Genomic DNA, 15,960 nt, shown 5'->3' with positions numbered 1-15,960 from the left:
GGGATATCCCAGGGCGCATTTAGCGCCGATGTCCGAAAGCCCGGCGTGAAGCCCGTTATGGTGCTTAGGTTCGCAAAGGGTTATTCCATGACCTGAGTACAAGTAGGTCTATTGGGGAGCATTGGGATATGGGCTGGCTATCACGCCTTGGCTTCGGGCGCTCTGGCCAGGCAGGGTCGGCGCGTCCAGCCGGCTTTCCCATCGCCATACTGTCGTTCAACAGGCCCGACTATCTGCGCCAGGTGCTCGCCAGCCTTCGTCCGCAGGTCAACGAGCAGGATCGGATATTGCTGTTTCAGGACGGCGGCTGGAATCGGTGGAGCGGCCGCCAGAAAGGCAGTCCCGAGCTGATAGCACGATGCGTTTCGATCTTTCGGGGCATGATCCCTTGGGGAGATGTGGTCGAGGCACCGGAAAACCTCGGCATAGCGCTGAATTACGAACGCGCCGAGCGTCATCTGTTCGAGGATGTCCAGGCGGAAAAGGCACTGTTTCTTGAGGACGACCTGGTCCTTTCTGGCAACTACCTTGGCGTCATCGGCCAACTCCTCGATATCGCCGAGTGCGACCAGCGCATCGCCTATGTCTCTGCCTATGGTGACTTCTGGGCCAGCCGGCGGGATCAGCGACACCGGGCAGGCGATCTCATCCCAATGCACGAGAACTGGGGCGCCGCGCTCACCCGCCGCGCATGGCGGGCCGAGCGGCCGTTCCGCAAGCAATATCTCGAACTCCTAGGCGACTGCGACTACTCCCGACGGAACCACAAGGCGATAGATGCCTTCTACGCCGCACGCGGCTGGCACAAAGTAGTCAGCAGCCAGGACGCAGCGCGCTGGATAGGTTGCCTTGAACGCGGCGAAGTACGCGTCACGACATTCGCCTGCCATGCCCGCTACATCGGTAAATGTGGCGAGCACTCCACGCCCAAGCTCTTCAAAGCATCGAGATTCAGCAAGACAGCGATGTTCACAGGCATTCCATGTGATCTGACTAGGCCGACTGATGAGCAGGTCGCACGGTGGTTGACCGCAGAGCGTCTGCGCTTTCGGGGCGGAGACAAGCCCTTCAACGACGGCGCACGTTCGGCTCAAGTCTAATTCAATCGGTTTGCACGAAAGCAATGCGGCGAAAGCCGGGCAAAAACCGAACAATATCTTGACGTTCGCAGCCCTGTTTCGCATACACCGCTACGAAGAGGTGGATTCCGCGCGCGGATCCGGTCTTTGTCTCAACGGCCCAGGGAGGGGTTCTTTTGGGCCATCAATCGAGGAAAATCCGGCAATGACAATTATTTCCGCCGTCATCGCCTGCGGCCTGCTTTCTGTCCTTTACGCCATCTGGGCGACACGTTCGGTCCTCGCGGCCGATCAGGGCAATGCACGCATGCAGGAAATCTCCGCCGCCATCCGGGAAGGGGCGCAAGCCTATCTGGCGCGCCAGTACACCACCATCGCCATCGTCGGCGTGGTTGTGCTCGTGCTCGCCTGGTGGCTGCTTTCGATCACCGCCGCGGTCGGCTTCCTGATCGGCGCCGTGCTGTCGGGCGCCGCCGGCTTCATCGGCATGCATGTTTCGGTGCGAGCCAATGTGCGCACCGCGCAGGCTGCTTCCAACAGCCTCGCCGCCGGCCTCGACATCGCCTTCAAGTCGGGCGCCATCACCGGCATGCTGGTGGCGGGCCTGGCTCTGCTTGGCGTCTCGATCTACTACCTCATCCTGACCCACTTCCTGGGCCTTCAGCCCGATGACCGCATCGTCATCGATTCGCTCGTCGCGCTTGGCTTCGGCGCCTCGCTGATCTCGATCTTCGCCCGTCTGGGCGGCGGCATCTTCACCAAGGGTGCCGATGTCGGCGGCGACCTGGTCGGCAAGGTCGAGGCCGGTATTCCCGAGGATGATCCGCGCAACCCGGCCACCATCGCCGACAATGTCGGCGATAATGTCGGCGACTGCGCCGGTATGGCCGCCGACCTGTTCGAGACCTATGCGGTCACCGTCGTCGCTACCATGGTGCTGGGCGCCATCTTCTTCGGCGGCACCGCCGTCCTCGGTGCGGCGATGCTCTATCCGCTCGCCATCTGCGGCGCCTGTATCCTGACCTCGATCGTCGGCACCTTCTTCGTCAAGCTCGGTTCCAACGGCTCGATCATGGGCGCTCTCTACAAAGGCCTGATCGTCACCGGCCTGTTGTCGATCGTCGGCCTCGGCGTGGCCACCTCGGCGACGCTCGGCTGGGGCGAGGTCGGCACCGTCGCTGGCATGATCATCACCGGCAAGAACCTGTTCATCTGCGGCCTGATCGGCCTCGTGGTGACCGGTCTCATCGTCGTGATCACCGAGTACTACACCGGCACCAACAAGCGCCCGGTCAACTCGATCGCCCAGGCGTCAGTGACCGGTCACGGCACCAACGTCATCCAGGGCCTCGCGGTCTCGCTGGAATCGACGGCGCTGCCGGCCATCGTCATCGTCGGCGGCATCATTTCGACCTATCAGCTCGCCGGCCTTTACGGCACGGCGATCGCCGTCACCACCATGCTCGGCCTTGCCGGCATGATCGTCGCGCTCGACGCCTTCGGTCCGGTCACCGACAATGCCGGCGGCATCGCCGAAATGGCCGGCCTGCCCAAGGAAGTGCGTCATTCCACCGACGCGCTCGACGCGGTCGGCAACACCACCAAGGCGGTAACCAAGGGCTATGCCATCGGCTCGGCCGGGCTCGGCGCGCTGGTGCTGTTTGCGGCATACTCGAACGACCTGAAGTTCTTTGCCGCCAATGGCGACAAATATCCCTACTTCCAGGGCATGGGCGAGGTCTCCTTCGACCTCTCCAATCCTTACGTCGTCGCCGGCCTGATCTTCGGCGGCCTCATCCCTTACCTGTTCGGCGGCATCGCCATGACGGCCGTCGGCCGCGCCGCTGGCGCCATCGTCGAGGAGGTGCGCAAGCAGTTCCGCGACGATCCCGGCATCATGGCCGGCACCTCCAAGCCGAACTATGCCCGCGCGGTCGACCTGCTGACCAAGGCGGCGATCCGGGAAATGATCATCCCGTCGCTGCTGCCGGTGCTGGCGCCGCTCGTCGTCTATTTCGGCGTGCTGTTGATCTCGGGCTCGAAGGCATCCGCCTTTGCGGCTCTCGGTGCTTCCCTGCTCGGCGTCATCGTCAACGGCCTGTTCGTCGCCATCTCGATGACCTCGGGCGGCGGCGCCTGGGACAATGCAAAAAAATCGTTCGAGGACGGTTTCGTCGACAAGGACGGGGTCAAGCACATGAAGGGCTCCGAGGCGCACAAGGCCTCGGTGACCGGCGACACGGTCGGCGATCCCTACAAGGACACGGCCGGCCCGGCCGTCAATCCGGCGATCAAGATCACCAACATCGTGGCCTTGCTGCTGCTGGCCGTGCTCGCGCACGGCTGATCATGTCCGGCACTTGAATGATAAAACCCGTCGGAGCGATCCGGCGGGTTTTTTTTGTTACAGAAGATTTGATCCGATAGCGGCCTTCTTTGCCGGTCTAATGGAACCAGTCCACGCAGTTGCCACCTGCAAGCAACGGCGGCAGCTTCCGGACGGCTTCTAACCGTGAGCGAAGGGCCGGAAAACAAAAACCCGCGAGATCGCTCCCGCGGGTTTTTGGTCGCCTGAGATGGTGCTGCTTCCCGCAAGGGAAGCAAGGTCTGATGATCAGGGAGTGCCGCCGCCGGGGATGCCGGGCGCCAGCTTGCTAGCGCCGTTGATGATCTGGCTGAGGAAGTTCTGGTCCTTGCCGCCGGTCGGCGTGGTGCGCGAGATGAAATCGAACATCTTGCCGTCCTTCAGGCCATATTTGGCGATCTGGGTGACGCGACTGTCGGGTCCGAAATAGACAGCCAGCACCTTCTGGTCGATGAGCCTCGGCTTGTCGAAGGCGACATAGCGCTTGCGCGTCTGCGAGATGTAATAAAACGCCTCATTGTCGAACGTGGCCGTGGTCGAGGGAGTGCCCAGAGCCAGAAGCACCTGCTCGCGGCTCGAACCGACGGGCACCGAATCAACAGCCTGCTGGTCGATGACATACCCTTGCGTCAGCGTCTCGCTCGGACTGAGATCGCCGATCATCTTGTTGGTATGGCAGGCCGAGAGCGCCGAAACGACGAGCAGCAGCGAAATCGCGCCGACGGGCCTGGAAGCGAAGGTCGACTTGAAATTCAGCGCGCGCAACAACAATTCTCCATTATTCGCCGCAACTTGCGCTGGGCCGCAAAACCGGTAAACCAGCTTGCTTGCCGATGCAACAAGGCCAATTCAACAAAAGGTCCCCGGAGACCATCCCCATGTTTCAGCGCCTTTTTGGTCGCGAACGCCACGCCAACCGCGCCATCACCGACGCGCTTTACGCACAAATCGTGGCGGCGGCGCGGCAGACTGTTTTTTATTCCCATTGGAATGTGCCGGACACGCCGCTCGGCCGTTTCGAGATGCTCTCGTTGCATATGTTCTTGTTCCAGCATCGCTTGCGCCGTGAGAGCGGCGTGGCGCAGGAGGTTGCGCAGGTGCTGATCGACGAGTTCTTCCTCGACGTCGATCATTCGCTGCGTGAGTTGGGCATCGGCGACGTCGGCGTGCCCAAACGCATGAAAAAACTGGCGAAGATGTTTTACGGCCGGACCGCCGCCTATGACGATGCGCTGGAAAGAAACGACGTTGACGGGCTCACCGCCGCGCTCGCCCGCAATGTCCGGCCCGATGCCGGCACCTGGCCGGAAGCATCGCAACTCGCCGACTATGTCGTCGATGTCCGCCGCCAACTGGCCGCGCAGCCGACCGAATCGATCGCGTCCGGAACCGCGGCATTTCCAATTCCCAGGGAGGCCGACCGATGAAACATGCCGATCCGCAAAGTCCGGTATCCTTTTTGGCGAATGTCGCCCGCCTGCCGCAGAAAGGGCTGTCGGTGACGATCGAGGCCGACGCCGCGCAGCGCACCGCGCTCGCCGGCGAGCACGGGCTGCTCTCGGTCGAAGCCTATCGCGCCGACCTGCTGGTGGTGCCCTGGAAGCGCAACGGCGTGAAGATCAGCGGCCGTGTCGAGGCCGACATCACCCAGGCCTGCATCGTTACGCTCGATCCGGTCGAGGCGCATATCGACGAGCCGGTCGAGGCGCTGTTGCTGCCCGAGGACTCCAAGCTTGGACGACAGGGATTCGAAGGCGGCGGCGAGATCCTGCTCGACGCGGACGGACCGGACAGTCCCGAGACATTTTCCAGCGACACCATCGATGTCGGGGCGCTCGCCGAACAGTTTTTCGGACTGGCGATCGATCCCTATCCGCGCAAATCGGGCGCGTCGCTGGATGCCGGCGGCGAGACCGAACCGGCGGAGAATGAATTTCAGCAAAAACTGCGATCCTTGCTGGGAAAATCCTGAAAACCTCGGCCGCGACGGAAAAGTCGGTTGTGCGACAGCCCAAAACCGCTATTTTCGCCGAACCTTTGCGATCGCTAAAGCGACCTGCCGCCTAACCATGAGATGAATACCGCGTGATCAGGATTTCCATCGATGCCATGGGCGGCGATCACGGACCAGCCGTGGTCATTCCGGCTCTCGTGACAGTCGCGACTCGCCGGCCCGACATCCGCTTCGTCATCTATGGGCGTGAAGAACTGGTGCGTCCTGAACTGGCCAAGTTTCCCAAGCTGGCCGAAGTCAGCGACTTCTTTCACTGTGAGGTGGCGGTCCGGATGGACGACAAGCCGAGCCAGGCGCTGCGCCATGGCCGCTGGAAGTCGTCGATGTGGAAGGCGGTCGAAGCGGTCAAGTCGGGCGCGGCGGACGCCTGCATCTCCGCCGGCAACACCGGCGCCTTGATGGCGATGTCGAAATTCTGCCTGCGCACCATGGCGACCATAGATCGTCCGGCGATCGCGGCACTGTGGCCGACACTGCGCGGCGAAACCGTGGTGCTGGACGTTGGCGCCACCATTGGCGCCGATGCCCACCAGCTTATCGATTTTGCCATTCTCGGCACGGGCATGGCGCGCTCGGTCTTCGGCGTCGCGCGGCCCAGTGTCGGCCTGCTCAATGTCGGCGTCGAGGAGATCAAGGGTCAGGAAGAGGTCAAGGAGGCCGGGCGCATGTTGCGCGAGGCCAACATGGCCTCGATGAACTATCACGGCTTCGTCGAGGGCGACGACATCGGCAAGGGCGTCGTCGACGTTGTCGTGACCGAGGGTTTTGCCGGCAACATCGCGCTGAAGACGGCGGAAGGCACGGTTCGCCAGATCGGCGGCTACCTGCGCGCGGCGATGAGCCGGACATTGATGGCCAGGATCGGCTATATCTTTGCCAAGGGCGCCTTCGATCGCCTGCGCGAAAAGATGGATGTCGGCCGCTCCAACGGCGGCGTTTTCCTGGGGCTGAACGGCATTGTGGTGAAGAGCCATGGCGGCGCTGATTCGGACGGGTTCGCCGCCGCTATCGAACTCGGCTACGATATGGTGCGCAACAATCTGCTCGACCGCATCGAGGCCGACCTGGACCTGTTTCATGCGCGCAATCCGCACGCCCTGACATCTAGGAAATCCGACGTCGTCAGCGACGCAAAGGAATAGGAAAGAACTTTGATCAGATCAGTCGTGCGCGGCACGGGCGCCGCGCTGCCCCGCCGCATCATGAAGAATGCCGATTTCGAAGGCATGGTCGAAACCTCGGACGAGTGGATCGCCCAGCGCACCGGCATCCGCCAGCGCCATATTGCCGGCGACGACGAGACGACGGCTTCCCTGGGTGAGGCCGCGGCCCGGGCCGCCCTTGCCAATGCGGGACTGACGCCGGACGATATCGATCTGATCGTGCTGGCGACGTCGACACCCAACAACACTTTTCCGGCTACCGCTGTCGAAATCCAGAACCGGCTTGGCATGCATCACGGCTTCGCCTTCGACATGCAGGCTGTGTGCTCGGGCTTCGTCTATGCCGTGACGACAGCCGATCTCTATATCCGCGGCGGCCTGGCCAAACGCGTGCTGGTGATCGGTTCGGAAACATTCTCGCGCATTCTCGACTGGAGCGACCGCTCGACCTGCGTGCTGTTCGGCGACGGCGCCGGCGCCCTGATACTGGAAGCAGGCGAGGGGATCGGCGGGATTGCCGACCGGGGCGTTCTGGCGGCCAGCCTGCGCTCCGACGGCGCGCACAAGGACAAGCTTTTCGTCGATGGGGGGCCATCGACGACGGGAACGGTCGGCCAACTCCGGATGGAGGGCCGCGAAGTGTTCAAGCATGCGGTGGGAATGATCACCGACGTGATCGAGGCGACGTTCTCAACCGCCGGCATCACCGCCGAGGATCTTGACTGGTTCGTGCCGCATCAGGCCAATAAACGGATTATTGACGCTTCCGCCAAGAAGCTCGGGATAGCAGAGCAGAAAGTGGTGGTTACGGTCGATTTGCACGGTAACACCTCGGCTGCTTCCGTGCCGCTGGCGCTTTCGGTAGCCGTCGACGACGGCCGCATCAAGAAAGGCGATCTCGTGCTGCTGGAAGCGATGGGCGGCGGCTTCACCTGGGGCGCGGTTCTGGTTCGCTGGTAAGTGCCGAACTGTCCGGTTCGGTCCTTGACCTTGCCGGATCAATTACTTAGGCTCTACCGTTGTTGTGTAGATTTTATGTTTGAGCTGATGGGACGGTCGCATGGGGGGAAAGACACTTACGCGCGCCGACCTTGCCGAGGCCGTTTACCGAAAGGTCGGTCTGTCACGCACTGAATCCGCCGAACTGGTCGAAGCGGTGCTGGACGAAATCTGCGAGGCGATCGTTCGCGGCGAGACGGTGAAACTGTCGTCTTTCGCGACATTCCACGTGCGCTCCAAGAATGAGCGCATCGGACGCAATCCCAAGACCGGTGAAGAAGTGCCGATCCTGCCGCGCCGGGTGATGACCTTCAAGTCGTCGAACGTGCTGAAGAACCGCATTTTGCGGTCTCACCAGAACAACAAGGCCAAGGGCAGCAAGTAGCCGCGCTCACTGTGCGGTTGAAAACCGTGCTTGTCATGACGCGGGGCTTGAATATTGCTTCACAAACCGCTGAAATAAGACGCGATTCGGCGGGGTAAGCCGGATCATCGTCCAGCGTGAGGATTTCGCCCATGGACAAGAGCCCTGACGCCTTCCGCACCATCAGCGAGGTCGCCGAAGACCTCGACCTGCCGCAGCATGTGCTGCGTTTCTGGGAAACGCGCTTCAACCAGATCAAGCCGATGAAGCGCGGCGGCGGCCGCCGTTATTACCGGCCGCAGGACGTCGAACTGATCAAGGGCATTCGCCACATGCTCTACGATCAGGGCTACACCATCAAGGGCGTGCAGAAACTGCTGCGCGAAAACGGCAATCATTTCCTGGTCGCCATCGGCAATGGTGACATGGCCGCCGTCGAGGCGATTTCACAGCGAAAGCAGGCCGATCAAGTGCCGCTCACGCCGGCGGCGCAGCCGCGCGGCATGGATGACGAGCTGGTCGGTCAGCCGCGGGTCAAGCCCAGCCGCCGCTTTTTCGGCCTGGGCAAGAGCGACGAGGAAGGTCCGGTTCCGCCGGACGCATCGAAACTCTCGCGCGACAATCGCGCGTTGCTGCAGGAGGCGCTGTTCGATCTCCTGGAATGCAAGCGCCTGCTCGATCAGGTGCGCTGACCGCAGCATATTGACGTCTCCAGAACCGGAACCCGCCTTCGGGTGAGGCGTTAGGTTTCCTTCTGTATGGAGGAAACGCACTATGGCGTCGTATTCTACTCTCCCGGAAATTGATCTGGAAAAGCAGGTCGCGACCCTCTCCAGGGACTTGGCGGCCCTGAAGAAGGCTATGTCGAGACGCGGCGGTGCCTACTATGAGGACGGTCGCGATGCCGCGTTCGATGCATATTCCGATCTTGCGGGGCGCCTGCGGGATGCCATGCCGGTGATCCGCAAAAAAGGAAGGGTGATCGAGAAATCGGCACGGGATCATCCGGCGGTGGCTGCCGCGGTCGGCCTTGTGGTGGTTGGTCTGGTCGCCAGTCTGCTGTTCAGCCGGCGCTGAGGGACAACGTTTTAAAGCGCGTCACATCCACGCGCACCGCGTTCGCCGCCTGCGCGCTGACCAAACCGCCAGCGGCAAGGCTGGAAATCTCTTGAAGCTCATTGCATGAATCCTTTCGGAAGAGTTGGCTCGAACCGGATGGTTCTCACGCCAGCGACGTCGGGATAACGAACGGCAGGGCCGAAACTGCCAGGCAAAGCGTGTCCGGTCGTTCAAGACAACTTGATCGGGACGATGTGCCCGAGACAGCCGCGCAGGACGTCTGGTTCACGATAGCGTGACGCCCCGTTTGGTGCTTGGCAAATCGCCGGCGAGCAGGCATCTTCCCGATCGTCTCAGGCAACACCTCATTTGATCAAACTCTTTTAGCCCACGGAGTTGCCAATGCCCCACAACGCAAAAAACGACGCCCTCTCCGAATCATTAGCCAGTGAGCTCGGGCCAGATTACAGCTCCCTCAGAGCGATGCGGGAAACCCGCGGCTACAGTATGGAAGAGCTTTCGCTGACGTGCGGCCTTGCGGTCGACGAGATTGAGGACATCGAGAACGGCAGGGCCGCCGATCCGTCGAAGCTGCGTCGTATCGCGTCCGCGCTTCGGCTTCCCCAGGAGGCGCTCGTTGTTTCGCCGGTGCGTACACCCGCCGGCCAAGGTCGATCCCTGGCATAGATTAGCACCAAGCATGCCCGAAAACCCGCCAAGCCACGCTTGGCGGGTTTCTTGTTGATGTCGCGGCGATCTGCCGCCGGCCGGGCTTGCCGATTCGTGAACGGGACGTGTTTATAGGCGCGGGCGCCTGCCATCATGTCTGGTCGCGTTTGTACCGGAGATTTCGATATGAGCCTGGGATCCGTTCGCGCCTTCTTCGCCGTCCACGCGCCCGATATCGAGGTCATCGTCACGGAAGCGAGTTCGGCGACAGTGGCGCTGGCGGCCGAGGCGCATGGCGTGCTCCCGGCGCAGATCGCCAAGACGATCTGCCTTCGCATCGGCGACCGTGCCATGCTGGTCGTGACCAGCGGCATCGCCAGGCTGGACAACCGCAAGTTCAAGGACCAGTTCGGCGGCAAGCCGCGCATGCTGGACGCCGCGGAAGTCGTCGAAGCAACGAGCCATCCGGTCGGCGGTGTCTGCCCATTCGGCCTGCCGGCGCCGCTGCCGGTCTACTGCGACATGACGCTGCGCGAATTCGATGAGGTGGTGCCCGCGGCAGGTGCCACCAACGCCGCCGTGCGGATCGCGCCGCAGCGCATTGTCGACCTTACCGGGGCTGAGTGGGTTGATGTGTGTCGGGGTTAAAACAGGACCCTGAACCAACGCTGCAATCTGAACTTTGGCTGATCTGGCCAAGGCGGACTTCGGGGGCAAGTCCTGCTTTGAAATGGTCGGAGTGGCCGGATTCGAACCGACGACCCCTTGACCCCCAGTCAAGTGCGCTACCGGGCTGCGCTACACTCCGGACCGCGGAAAGCCCTATATTCTCAAGGGTTCCGGCGCAAGGGGCCAATCGGACAAAATCCTCGAAATTGGAGCAAAGCGGATCCGGTGCGCCTTTGGTGACCAAAAGTCACACCGAAAATCACACCGGAGGTTCAGGCTGTGTTCGAAGCGCGGGGAGTGGACTTGTCAGCTGCCTTGACGTGCCTGAAAGCGCAAGCAATCAGGAATTCTGCCAGGGCGCCGATATTCACAAGCGGCGGCGTCTCCAAGCCCGCGGACGAACGCGAACGAGGTCGAACGTCTGCTTGCGTTCCCGGGCGAGGACAGAAGTACGGACCGAAGGCGCCCATGTTGACGATGGTCCCAGCCATTACCCCTGAGCGTCTGAAGATATGGTTGCATGAATTTCAAGGCGCCAGCGTGCTGGGCGTAGGAGGTGATCTCTGAGGAACGCGCCTGCCGGTGCGCAGTGCCTCGCAGGCAAAGAATCAAGCGTCCGCGCAGCTCAGAGCATGAGGCACCTCTTGCTTTTATAAAAAAATGGCCGCAAGGTATTTTTCATATCAGAAAGAAAACCGCCAGATTATTCTCTTTTGTGAAAGCCTCAACTTTTGCGGGAACACCTCGATCAGACCGACCGGCGACTGGTCAAATTGCTGTCGCAGGATGCGCAGCTTGGCGTCAATCGCCTTGCCGAGAAGATGGCGATCTCGGTGCCGACGGCGCGCATGCGGCTGCACAACCTGCTTGAGCGCAACCTGCTCAAGATCGTCGGGCTGCTGAACCTCACCGAGCGCCCTGAATTGATCTCGGCCATCGTCGGTATCAATGCGCAAGGGCGCGGTCGCGCCCGCGAACTTGCCCAGCGCATTTCCGAACTGCCGTTCGTCAACTCGGCCTCCGTCGTCACCGGGCGTTTCGACATCATCGTCGACGTGACGGTGGCTGGCGATGTCGCCGATCTCTACCGCATCACAAGCGAACTGATTCCTGGCGCGGGCATTCCAGGAGAAGTCGTGCGCAGCGAGACCTTCGTCGTCATGGCTTCCTGCAACAAATGGGTGAACCTGCCGGAAGGTTGCTGGTCGGAAGACATCGCGCGCAAGGAGCCGGCATGAAGATCGCGGTTCTCGGCGGTCTCGGCCTGCAAGGCCGGGCGGCGATCGCCGATCTTGTCGCCAGCGACGGCGTCGAAGAAGTCGTCTGCGTCGATACCGCCCTCGATGGAGCAGCCCGGCTTGGCGGCCTGACCGACCTGGCCCGCGTGCGCTTCGTCGTCCCTGAGGGCGCGATCGGCACGGCGATTGCCAATGCCCTGAAGGGTGTCGACGCCGTCATCGACCTGCTGCCGCAGCCGCTCATGCGGGAGGCGGTTCTGGCGGCGATCGCAACGCGCACGCCGCTGGTCACCACCAATTACGGTAAGGCCATCGCCGACCTCGCTCCCGCCGCTGAAGCGGCTGGTGTTTCGATCATGACCGAATGCGGGCTCGACCCCGGCATCGACCTTGTGCTCTACGCGCGCGCCGCAAGGCAGTTCGACAGCATTTCTTCGATCGATTCCTATTGCGGCGGCATTCCCGAACCGAAGGCGATGGCCAAGCCGCTGTGCTACAAGGTTAGCTGGAACTTCGACATGGTTCTGGTCAGCCAGAACCGCGACAGCGTGATGATCGAAGACGGGAAACGCGTCGCCGTGCCCGCCGCCCGCCAGCACAATAATCCTTTCATCCACGAGATCGACGTCGCCGGCCTCGGCAAGCTCGAAGCCTTCCCCAATGGCGATGCGCTGCATTACGTCGAGATGCTGGCTGCCGCCAAGGGGTTGCGGCGCTCCGGCCGCTATACGCTGCGCTGGCCGGGATGGTCGGCATTCTGGGCGCCGCTGAAGGAACTCGGCTTTCTGTCGGAAGACCATGTTGCCGGCACCACTGTCAGTCCGCGCGAATTCCTCGGCCGGCTGCTTGGGCCGCAACTGCAATATGGCCCCGGCGAAAAGGATCTCTGCGTGATGCGCAATGTCTTTTCCGGCCTCGAAGGCGGCCGCGGCAAGACGGTTACGTCGGACCTCATCATCGAACGCGACCTGACTTCGGGTCTGTTCGGCATGAGCCTCGGCGTCGGCTATCCCGCCAGCATTGTGGCGCGGATGCTCGCGCGGCGCGAAATCGCCAAAGCCGGCCTGCTCAATCCGCTGCTGCATGTGCCCGATGGCCGCTTTTTCGACGAGTTGGCCATGCGCGGCATCAAGGTTGCCGAAACGGTGACCTGGAACTGAGGAGACAGATTTTCGAACGGTGGCTGCCGGCAACGGCGCCACCGCTCAAAAAAGGAGCCCAAGGGAACCCGCGGGCAAAACAACAACGACAACAGGGAGGAATGCCAAAATGAAGATTGCCAGACTTTTCATCGCCGGACTTGCGCTCGCCGGACTCACCACTGCCGCCAGCGCCGGAACGCTCGACGATATCACCAAGCGCGGCGAATTGCGCGTCGCCGTGCAGACACAGGGCCCCCCCTTCTCGTTGGTCGGCGCCAATGGCGAGCGCACCGGCAGTTCGGTTGAACTTGCCGAACTGATGGCCAAGGAAATGGGCGTCAAGATCACCTTCCTCGACTTCGACTGGGACGGCCTGATCCCGGCGCTGTTGTCGGGCAAGGCCGACCTGCTGGTCGCCGACATGACGCCGACGCTGGCGCGCGGCATGAAGGTCGCCTTCACCAAACCTTACATGTATACGGGCAGCACTGTCTTCACCAAGGCCGACAGCAAGTTCAAGACCACCGAGGATTGCAAGGCCAAGGGCACCAAGATCGCCGTGCTGCTCGGCGCCACCGGCGAAAAGGAGGCCAAGACCGCCTTCGCCGATGCTGACATCAAGAGCTACAAGGGCGGCGGCCCGCTGCTGCTCGACGCCGTCAACAATGGCCAGGCCGATTGCGGCGTCAACGACGTCTCGGCGGTCAAAGGCCAGTCCACCGCCTATCCGGCCGGCACGTTCACCATCATGCCGGATCTGCTGTCGAAGGAACCGCTTGCCTTCGCCACCCGCTATGACGAGCCGGACCTGCTGGTCTGGATGAACCTGTTCCTCGACCAGGTCAGCATCGACGGCCGCCTGCAGAAGAACCTCGACTACTGGGTCAATTCCGACGCCTGGAAGAAAGATCACTGATTAGGCATTAGTGAGTAGTGAATTAGTGAGTAGTGAACAGGGAATTCCGGATCCGCCTGCCTACTCACTACTCACTATTCACTATTCCCTACCCGCCATTCACGCCCATGCTTGAGAATTTCAGTTTCCGCACCATTGTCGAATATCTGCCTCTGTTCGGGCAGGGCCTGATCACGACCGTCTGGCTGTCGGCGCTCTCCTTTGTCGGCGCGCTTGCCGTCGGCATCGTGCTGTGCGCCATGAATTTGCAGCGCGCCTGGCTGTTTCGCACGCCGGCCAAGGCCTACATCGATGCCGTGCGCGCAACGCCCTTGCTGGCGCAGCTCTATTTCCTCTATTTCGGCCTGCCGCGGCTCGGCTTCGTGCTGCCCGAACTGATCGTCGGCATCCTCGCGCTGTCGCTGAACAGCGGCGCTTATATCGCTGAAATCATACGTGCCGGCATCCTGTCGATCCCGCGCGGCCAGGTCGAGGCCAGCGTCGCTTCGGGCATGACCTACGTCCAGCGCATGCGCCTGGTCGTCCTGCCGCAAGCGTTCAAGGTGACGATCCCGCCGCTGCTCGGACAGGCGATCGTGCTGGTCAAGGACTCGGCACTGCTGTCGCTGATCTCGGTCGCCGAACTGACGCGCGCCGGCCAGTTGCTCGCCTCCGACCGCTTCATGCCGGCGGAAGGGTTTCTCACCATCGCTGCCTTCTATTTGCTGCTCTACTACGGCCTCAAGGGATTGGCTCTCCTGTCCAGCCGTTGGCTCGGCTCGGCGGGGGCGCGGACATGATCTGGCAGCAATTGCAAAGCCTCGCCGGCAGCTATCCGCTGGCCTTGCGCGGCCTCGGCATGACGGTGGTGCTGTCGCTCATCAGCCTGGTGCTGGGCACCTTGCTCGGCTTCGGCCTCGGTATCCTGCGGACCGGCGGCAACAAGCTGATCGGCAGCATGATCGGCGCCTGGGTCGACCTCATCCGCGGCACGCCGTTTCTGGTACAGATATTCCTGATCTTCTTCATCCTGCCGGAACTGGGCATCGAACTCGACGCCTTCACCGCCGGTATCATCGCGCTGACCAATCTGGCTGCCTGCTTCATCTGCGAGATCGTCGCCGCCGGCATTCGCTCCGTGCCATCAGGCCAGGTCGAGGCAGCGCTGGCGTCCGGCCTGTCGCGCTGGCAGCGGATGCGCCAGGTGGTGCTGCCGCAGGCGATGCGCATCGTGCTGCCGCCGCTGGTCGGCCAGTATGTGCTGCTGATCAAGGATTCCTCGGTGGTCTCGGCCATCGGGCTCACCGATCTCACTCGTGTCGGCTGGTTGGTGGTGCAGCGTGTGCCGAACGGCCTGCTGGTCTTCTTCCTGGTCGGCCTCGGCTATTTCGTCGTCTGTTATCCGCTGATCATGCTTGCCCGCCGGCTGGAGCGCCGCATGGGTGCGGCCCATGGCGAGGTGCAACTATGAAGTCATCTCTCGAACCCAAAGGTCGCACCGGCATGATCGAGTTTCGCGGCGTCAACAAATGGTTCGGCGCGCTGAATGTGCTGAAGGACATCACCCTCAGCGTCGAGCCGCGCGAAGTGGTCGTCGTCTGCGGCCCGAGCGGTTCGGGCAAGAGCACCTTGATCCGCTGCATCAACGGGCTGGAGACGATCAAGGATGGCGATCTGGTGGTCGATGGGCAGCGCCTCGGCGACCCCGCCACCAACATGACGGGGCTGCGCACTGAGATCGGCTTCGTCTTCCAGTCGTTCAACCTTTATCCGCACAAGACAGCGCTCGAGAACGTCACTCTGGCGCCGATCCATGTGCGCAAGATCCCACGCGCCGAGGCCGAGAAGGCCGGGCGCGAGTTGCTGGCCAAGGTCGGCCTTGCCGACAAGGTCAATGCCTATCCCTCGCAGCTTTCGGGCGGCCAGCAGCAGCGCGTGGCGATTGCGCGCTGCCTCGGCATGCGCCCCAAGATCATGCTGTTCGACGAGCCGACCTCGGCGCTCGATCCCGAGATGATCTCGGAAGTGCTCGACGTCATGGTCGCGGTCGCCGAGGAAGGTATGACCATGATGGTGGTGACCCACGAAATGGGTTTTGCCCGCAAGGTCGCCCAACGGGTGGTGTTCATGGATGCCGGCGCCATCGTCGAGAGTGGCACGCCCGACGAGTTCTTTTCCCACCCGAAGACCGATCGCAGCCGCGCCTTCCTGAGCAAGATCCTGCGGCATTAGATCGAGACTCAAGCATCTGGCTGCCGGCGTTCGCCTCGTCCATGGCGACGAGCAAAGTGAGCCAGAAGCAGC

The 15,960-nt window shown here is 62.2% G+C and carries 18 protein-coding genes and 1 tRNA gene; 17 read left to right on the top strand and 2 right to left on the bottom strand.

The features are described 5' to 3' along the window. The first annotated feature begins 128 nt into the window (after positions 1–128). Both NKI49_RS15605 and NKI49_RS15600 read left to right on the top strand, forming a co-directional pair. Positions 129–1,100: a glycosyltransferase family 2 protein gene (locus NKI49_RS15605; protein WP_352602539.1), complete on the top strand. Its 972-nt coding sequence runs from the start codon at positions 129–131 to the stop codon at positions 1,098–1,100. Positions 1,101–1,284: 184 nt separating this feature from the next. Beyond that, positions 1,285–3,426: a sodium-translocating pyrophosphatase gene (locus NKI49_RS15600; protein ID WP_352602537.1), complete on the top strand. Its 2,142-nt coding sequence runs from the start codon at positions 1,285–1,287 to the stop codon at positions 3,424–3,426. Between the two features lie 267 nt (positions 3,427–3,693). Here the strand turns inward: NKI49_RS15600 and NKI49_RS15595 are convergent, their stop codons facing one another. Then, the gene (locus NKI49_RS15595; RefSeq protein WP_352602534.1) at positions 3,694–4,209 is read right to left on the bottom strand and encodes an outer membrane protein assembly factor BamE; all 516 of its coding nucleotides are present in this window, start codon (positions 4,207–4,209) and stop codon (positions 3,694–3,696) included. 113 nt (positions 4,210–4,322) lie between these two features. Here NKI49_RS15595 and NKI49_RS15590 point away from each other — a divergent pair, with 113 nt between their 5' ends. The 9 genes from NKI49_RS15590 (at position 4,323) to NKI49_RS15550 (ending at position 10,360) form a co-directional block, all read left to right on the top strand. After that, the gene (locus NKI49_RS15590; protein WP_352602532.1) at positions 4,323–4,871 is read left to right on the top strand and encodes a ubiquinol-cytochrome C chaperone family protein; all 549 of its coding nucleotides are present in this window, start codon (positions 4,323–4,325) and stop codon (positions 4,869–4,871) included. Continuing rightward, a complete protein-coding gene (locus NKI49_RS15585) occupies positions 4,868–5,416 on the top strand; it encodes a YceD family protein (protein ID WP_352602530.1) in 549 nt (182 codons plus the stop codon). The genes NKI49_RS15590 and NKI49_RS15585 overlap by 4 nt, the downstream gene beginning before the upstream one ends. Positions 5,417–5,529: 113 nt before the next feature. Next, positions 5,530–6,600 (top strand): phosphate acyltransferase PlsX, encoded by a 1,071-nt coding sequence (gene plsX / locus NKI49_RS15580; RefSeq protein WP_352602528.1) that lies wholly within the window; start codon positions 5,530–5,532, stop codon positions 6,598–6,600. Between the two features lie 9 nt (positions 6,601–6,609). Further along, a complete protein-coding gene (locus tag NKI49_RS15575) occupies positions 6,610–7,581 on the top strand; it encodes a beta-ketoacyl-ACP synthase III (protein ID WP_352602526.1) in 972 nt (323 codons plus the stop codon). A 100-nt stretch (positions 7,582–7,681) separates the two neighbouring features. Further along, positions 7,682–8,005, top strand: coding sequence for an integration host factor subunit alpha (locus NKI49_RS15570; RefSeq protein WP_027028027.1), 324 nt, complete (start codon positions 7,682–7,684; stop codon positions 8,003–8,005). A gap of 131 nt (positions 8,006–8,136) precedes the next feature. Then, entirely contained in the window at positions 8,137–8,676 is a 540-nt protein-coding gene (locus tag NKI49_RS15565) for a MerR family transcriptional regulator (protein ID WP_027028028.1), read from the top strand. Positions 8,677–8,758: 82 nt separating this feature from the next. Continuing rightward, a complete protein-coding gene (locus NKI49_RS15560; protein ID WP_027028029.1) occupies positions 8,759–9,061 on the top strand; it encodes a hypothetical protein in 303 nt (100 codons plus the stop codon). A gap of 384 nt (positions 9,062–9,445) precedes the next feature. Next, positions 9,446–9,730, top strand: coding sequence for a helix-turn-helix domain-containing protein (locus NKI49_RS15555; RefSeq protein WP_352602523.1), 285 nt, complete (start codon positions 9,446–9,448; stop codon positions 9,728–9,730). A 168-nt stretch (positions 9,731–9,898) separates the two neighbouring features. Further along, on the top strand, positions 9,899–10,360 hold the full coding sequence (locus NKI49_RS15550; protein WP_352602521.1) for a YbaK/EbsC family protein: 462 nt from the start codon (positions 9,899–9,901) through the stop codon (positions 10,358–10,360). 83 nt (positions 10,361–10,443) lie between these two features. Here NKI49_RS15550 and NKI49_RS15545 read toward each other — a convergent pair. Then, positions 10,444–10,520 (bottom strand) — tRNA-Pro (locus tag NKI49_RS15545). Positions 10,521–11,112: 592 nt separating this feature from the next. Between NKI49_RS15545 and NKI49_RS15540 the strand changes: the two genes are divergently transcribed. The 6 genes from NKI49_RS15540 (at position 11,113) to NKI49_RS15515 (ending at position 15,888) form a co-directional block, all read left to right on the top strand. Continuing rightward, positions 11,113–11,619 carry an Lrp/AsnC family transcriptional regulator gene (locus NKI49_RS15540; RefSeq protein WP_352602519.1) on the top strand — a complete coding sequence of 169 codons (507 nt, stop codon included), beginning with the start codon at positions 11,113–11,115 and terminating at the stop codon, positions 11,617–11,619. After that, on the top strand, positions 11,616–12,779 hold the full coding sequence (locus NKI49_RS15535; protein WP_352602517.1) for a saccharopine dehydrogenase family protein: 1,164 nt from the start codon (positions 11,616–11,618) through the stop codon (positions 12,777–12,779). The genes NKI49_RS15540 and NKI49_RS15535 overlap by 4 nt, the downstream gene beginning before the upstream one ends. A 109-nt stretch (positions 12,780–12,888) precedes the next feature. Beyond that, on the top strand, positions 12,889–13,677 hold the full coding sequence (locus NKI49_RS15530; protein ID WP_352602515.1) for an ABC transporter substrate-binding protein: 789 nt from the start codon (positions 12,889–12,891) through the stop codon (positions 13,675–13,677). 107 nt (positions 13,678–13,784) lie between these two features. Then, positions 13,785–14,456, top strand: coding sequence for an amino acid ABC transporter permease (locus NKI49_RS15525; protein ID WP_352602513.1), 672 nt, complete (start codon positions 13,785–13,787; stop codon positions 14,454–14,456). Continuing rightward, positions 14,453–15,127, top strand: a complete 675-nt coding sequence (locus tag NKI49_RS15520; RefSeq protein WP_352602511.1) for an amino acid ABC transporter permease — start codon at positions 14,453–14,455, stop codon at positions 15,125–15,127. The genes NKI49_RS15525 and NKI49_RS15520 overlap by 4 nt, the downstream gene beginning before the upstream one ends. A gap of 32 nt (positions 15,128–15,159) precedes the next feature. After that, positions 15,160–15,888 (top strand): amino acid ABC transporter ATP-binding protein, encoded by a 729-nt coding sequence (locus NKI49_RS15515; RefSeq protein ID WP_352602570.1) that lies wholly within the window; start codon positions 15,160–15,162, stop codon positions 15,886–15,888. Positions 15,889–15,960: the final 72 nt, after the last annotated feature.

The sequence above is a fragment of the Mesorhizobium sp. M0587 genome (assembly GCF_040320945.1).
Classification (GTDB): Bacteria; Pseudomonadota; Alphaproteobacteria; order Rhizobiales; family Rhizobiaceae; genus Mesorhizobium.
This window is presented reverse-complemented; position numbering and strand designations above follow the sequence as displayed.

Bases quoted from the DNA above. Each gene is read 5' to 3' on its own strand.
- NKI49_RS15525 (WP_352602513.1), top strand. From the start codon at position 13,785: ATGCTTGAGAATTTCAGTTTCCGCACCATTGTCGAATATCTGCCTCTG.
- NKI49_RS15570 (WP_027028027.1), top strand. From the start codon at position 7,682: ATGGGGGGAAAGACACTTACGCGCGCCGACCTTGCCGAGGCCGTTTAC.
- NKI49_RS15530 (WP_352602515.1), top strand. From the start codon at position 12,889: ATGAAGATTGCCAGACTTTTCATCGCCGGACTTGCGCTCGCCGGACTC.
- NKI49_RS15565 (WP_027028028.1), top strand. From the start codon at position 8,137: ATGGACAAGAGCCCTGACGCCTTCCGCACCATCAGCGAGGTCGCCGAA.
- NKI49_RS15605 (WP_352602539.1), top strand. From the start codon at position 129: ATGGGCTGGCTATCACGCCTTGGCTTCGGGCGCTCTGGCCAGGCAGGG.
- NKI49_RS15590 (WP_352602532.1), top strand. From the start codon at position 4,323: ATGTTTCAGCGCCTTTTTGGTCGCGAACGCCACGCCAACCGCGCCATC.
- NKI49_RS15535 (WP_352602517.1), top strand. From the start codon at position 11,616: ATGAAGATCGCGGTTCTCGGCGGTCTCGGCCTGCAAGGCCGGGCGGCG.
- NKI49_RS15600 (WP_352602537.1), top strand. From the start codon at position 1,285: ATGACAATTATTTCCGCCGTCATCGCCTGCGGCCTGCTTTCTGTCCTT.
- NKI49_RS15520 (WP_352602511.1), top strand. From the start codon at position 14,453: ATGATCTGGCAGCAATTGCAAAGCCTCGCCGGCAGCTATCCGCTGGCC.
- NKI49_RS15560 (WP_027028029.1), top strand. From the start codon at position 8,759: ATGGCGTCGTATTCTACTCTCCCGGAAATTGATCTGGAAAAGCAGGTC.
- NKI49_RS15555 (WP_352602523.1), top strand. From the start codon at position 9,446: ATGCCCCACAACGCAAAAAACGACGCCCTCTCCGAATCATTAGCCAGT.
- NKI49_RS15515 (WP_352602570.1), top strand. From the start codon at position 15,160: ATGATCGAGTTTCGCGGCGTCAACAAATGGTTCGGCGCGCTGAATGTG.
- NKI49_RS15585 (WP_352602530.1), top strand. From the start codon at position 4,868: ATGAAACATGCCGATCCGCAAAGTCCGGTATCCTTTTTGGCGAATGTC.
- NKI49_RS15550 (WP_352602521.1), top strand. From the start codon at position 9,899: ATGAGCCTGGGATCCGTTCGCGCCTTCTTCGCCGTCCACGCGCCCGAT.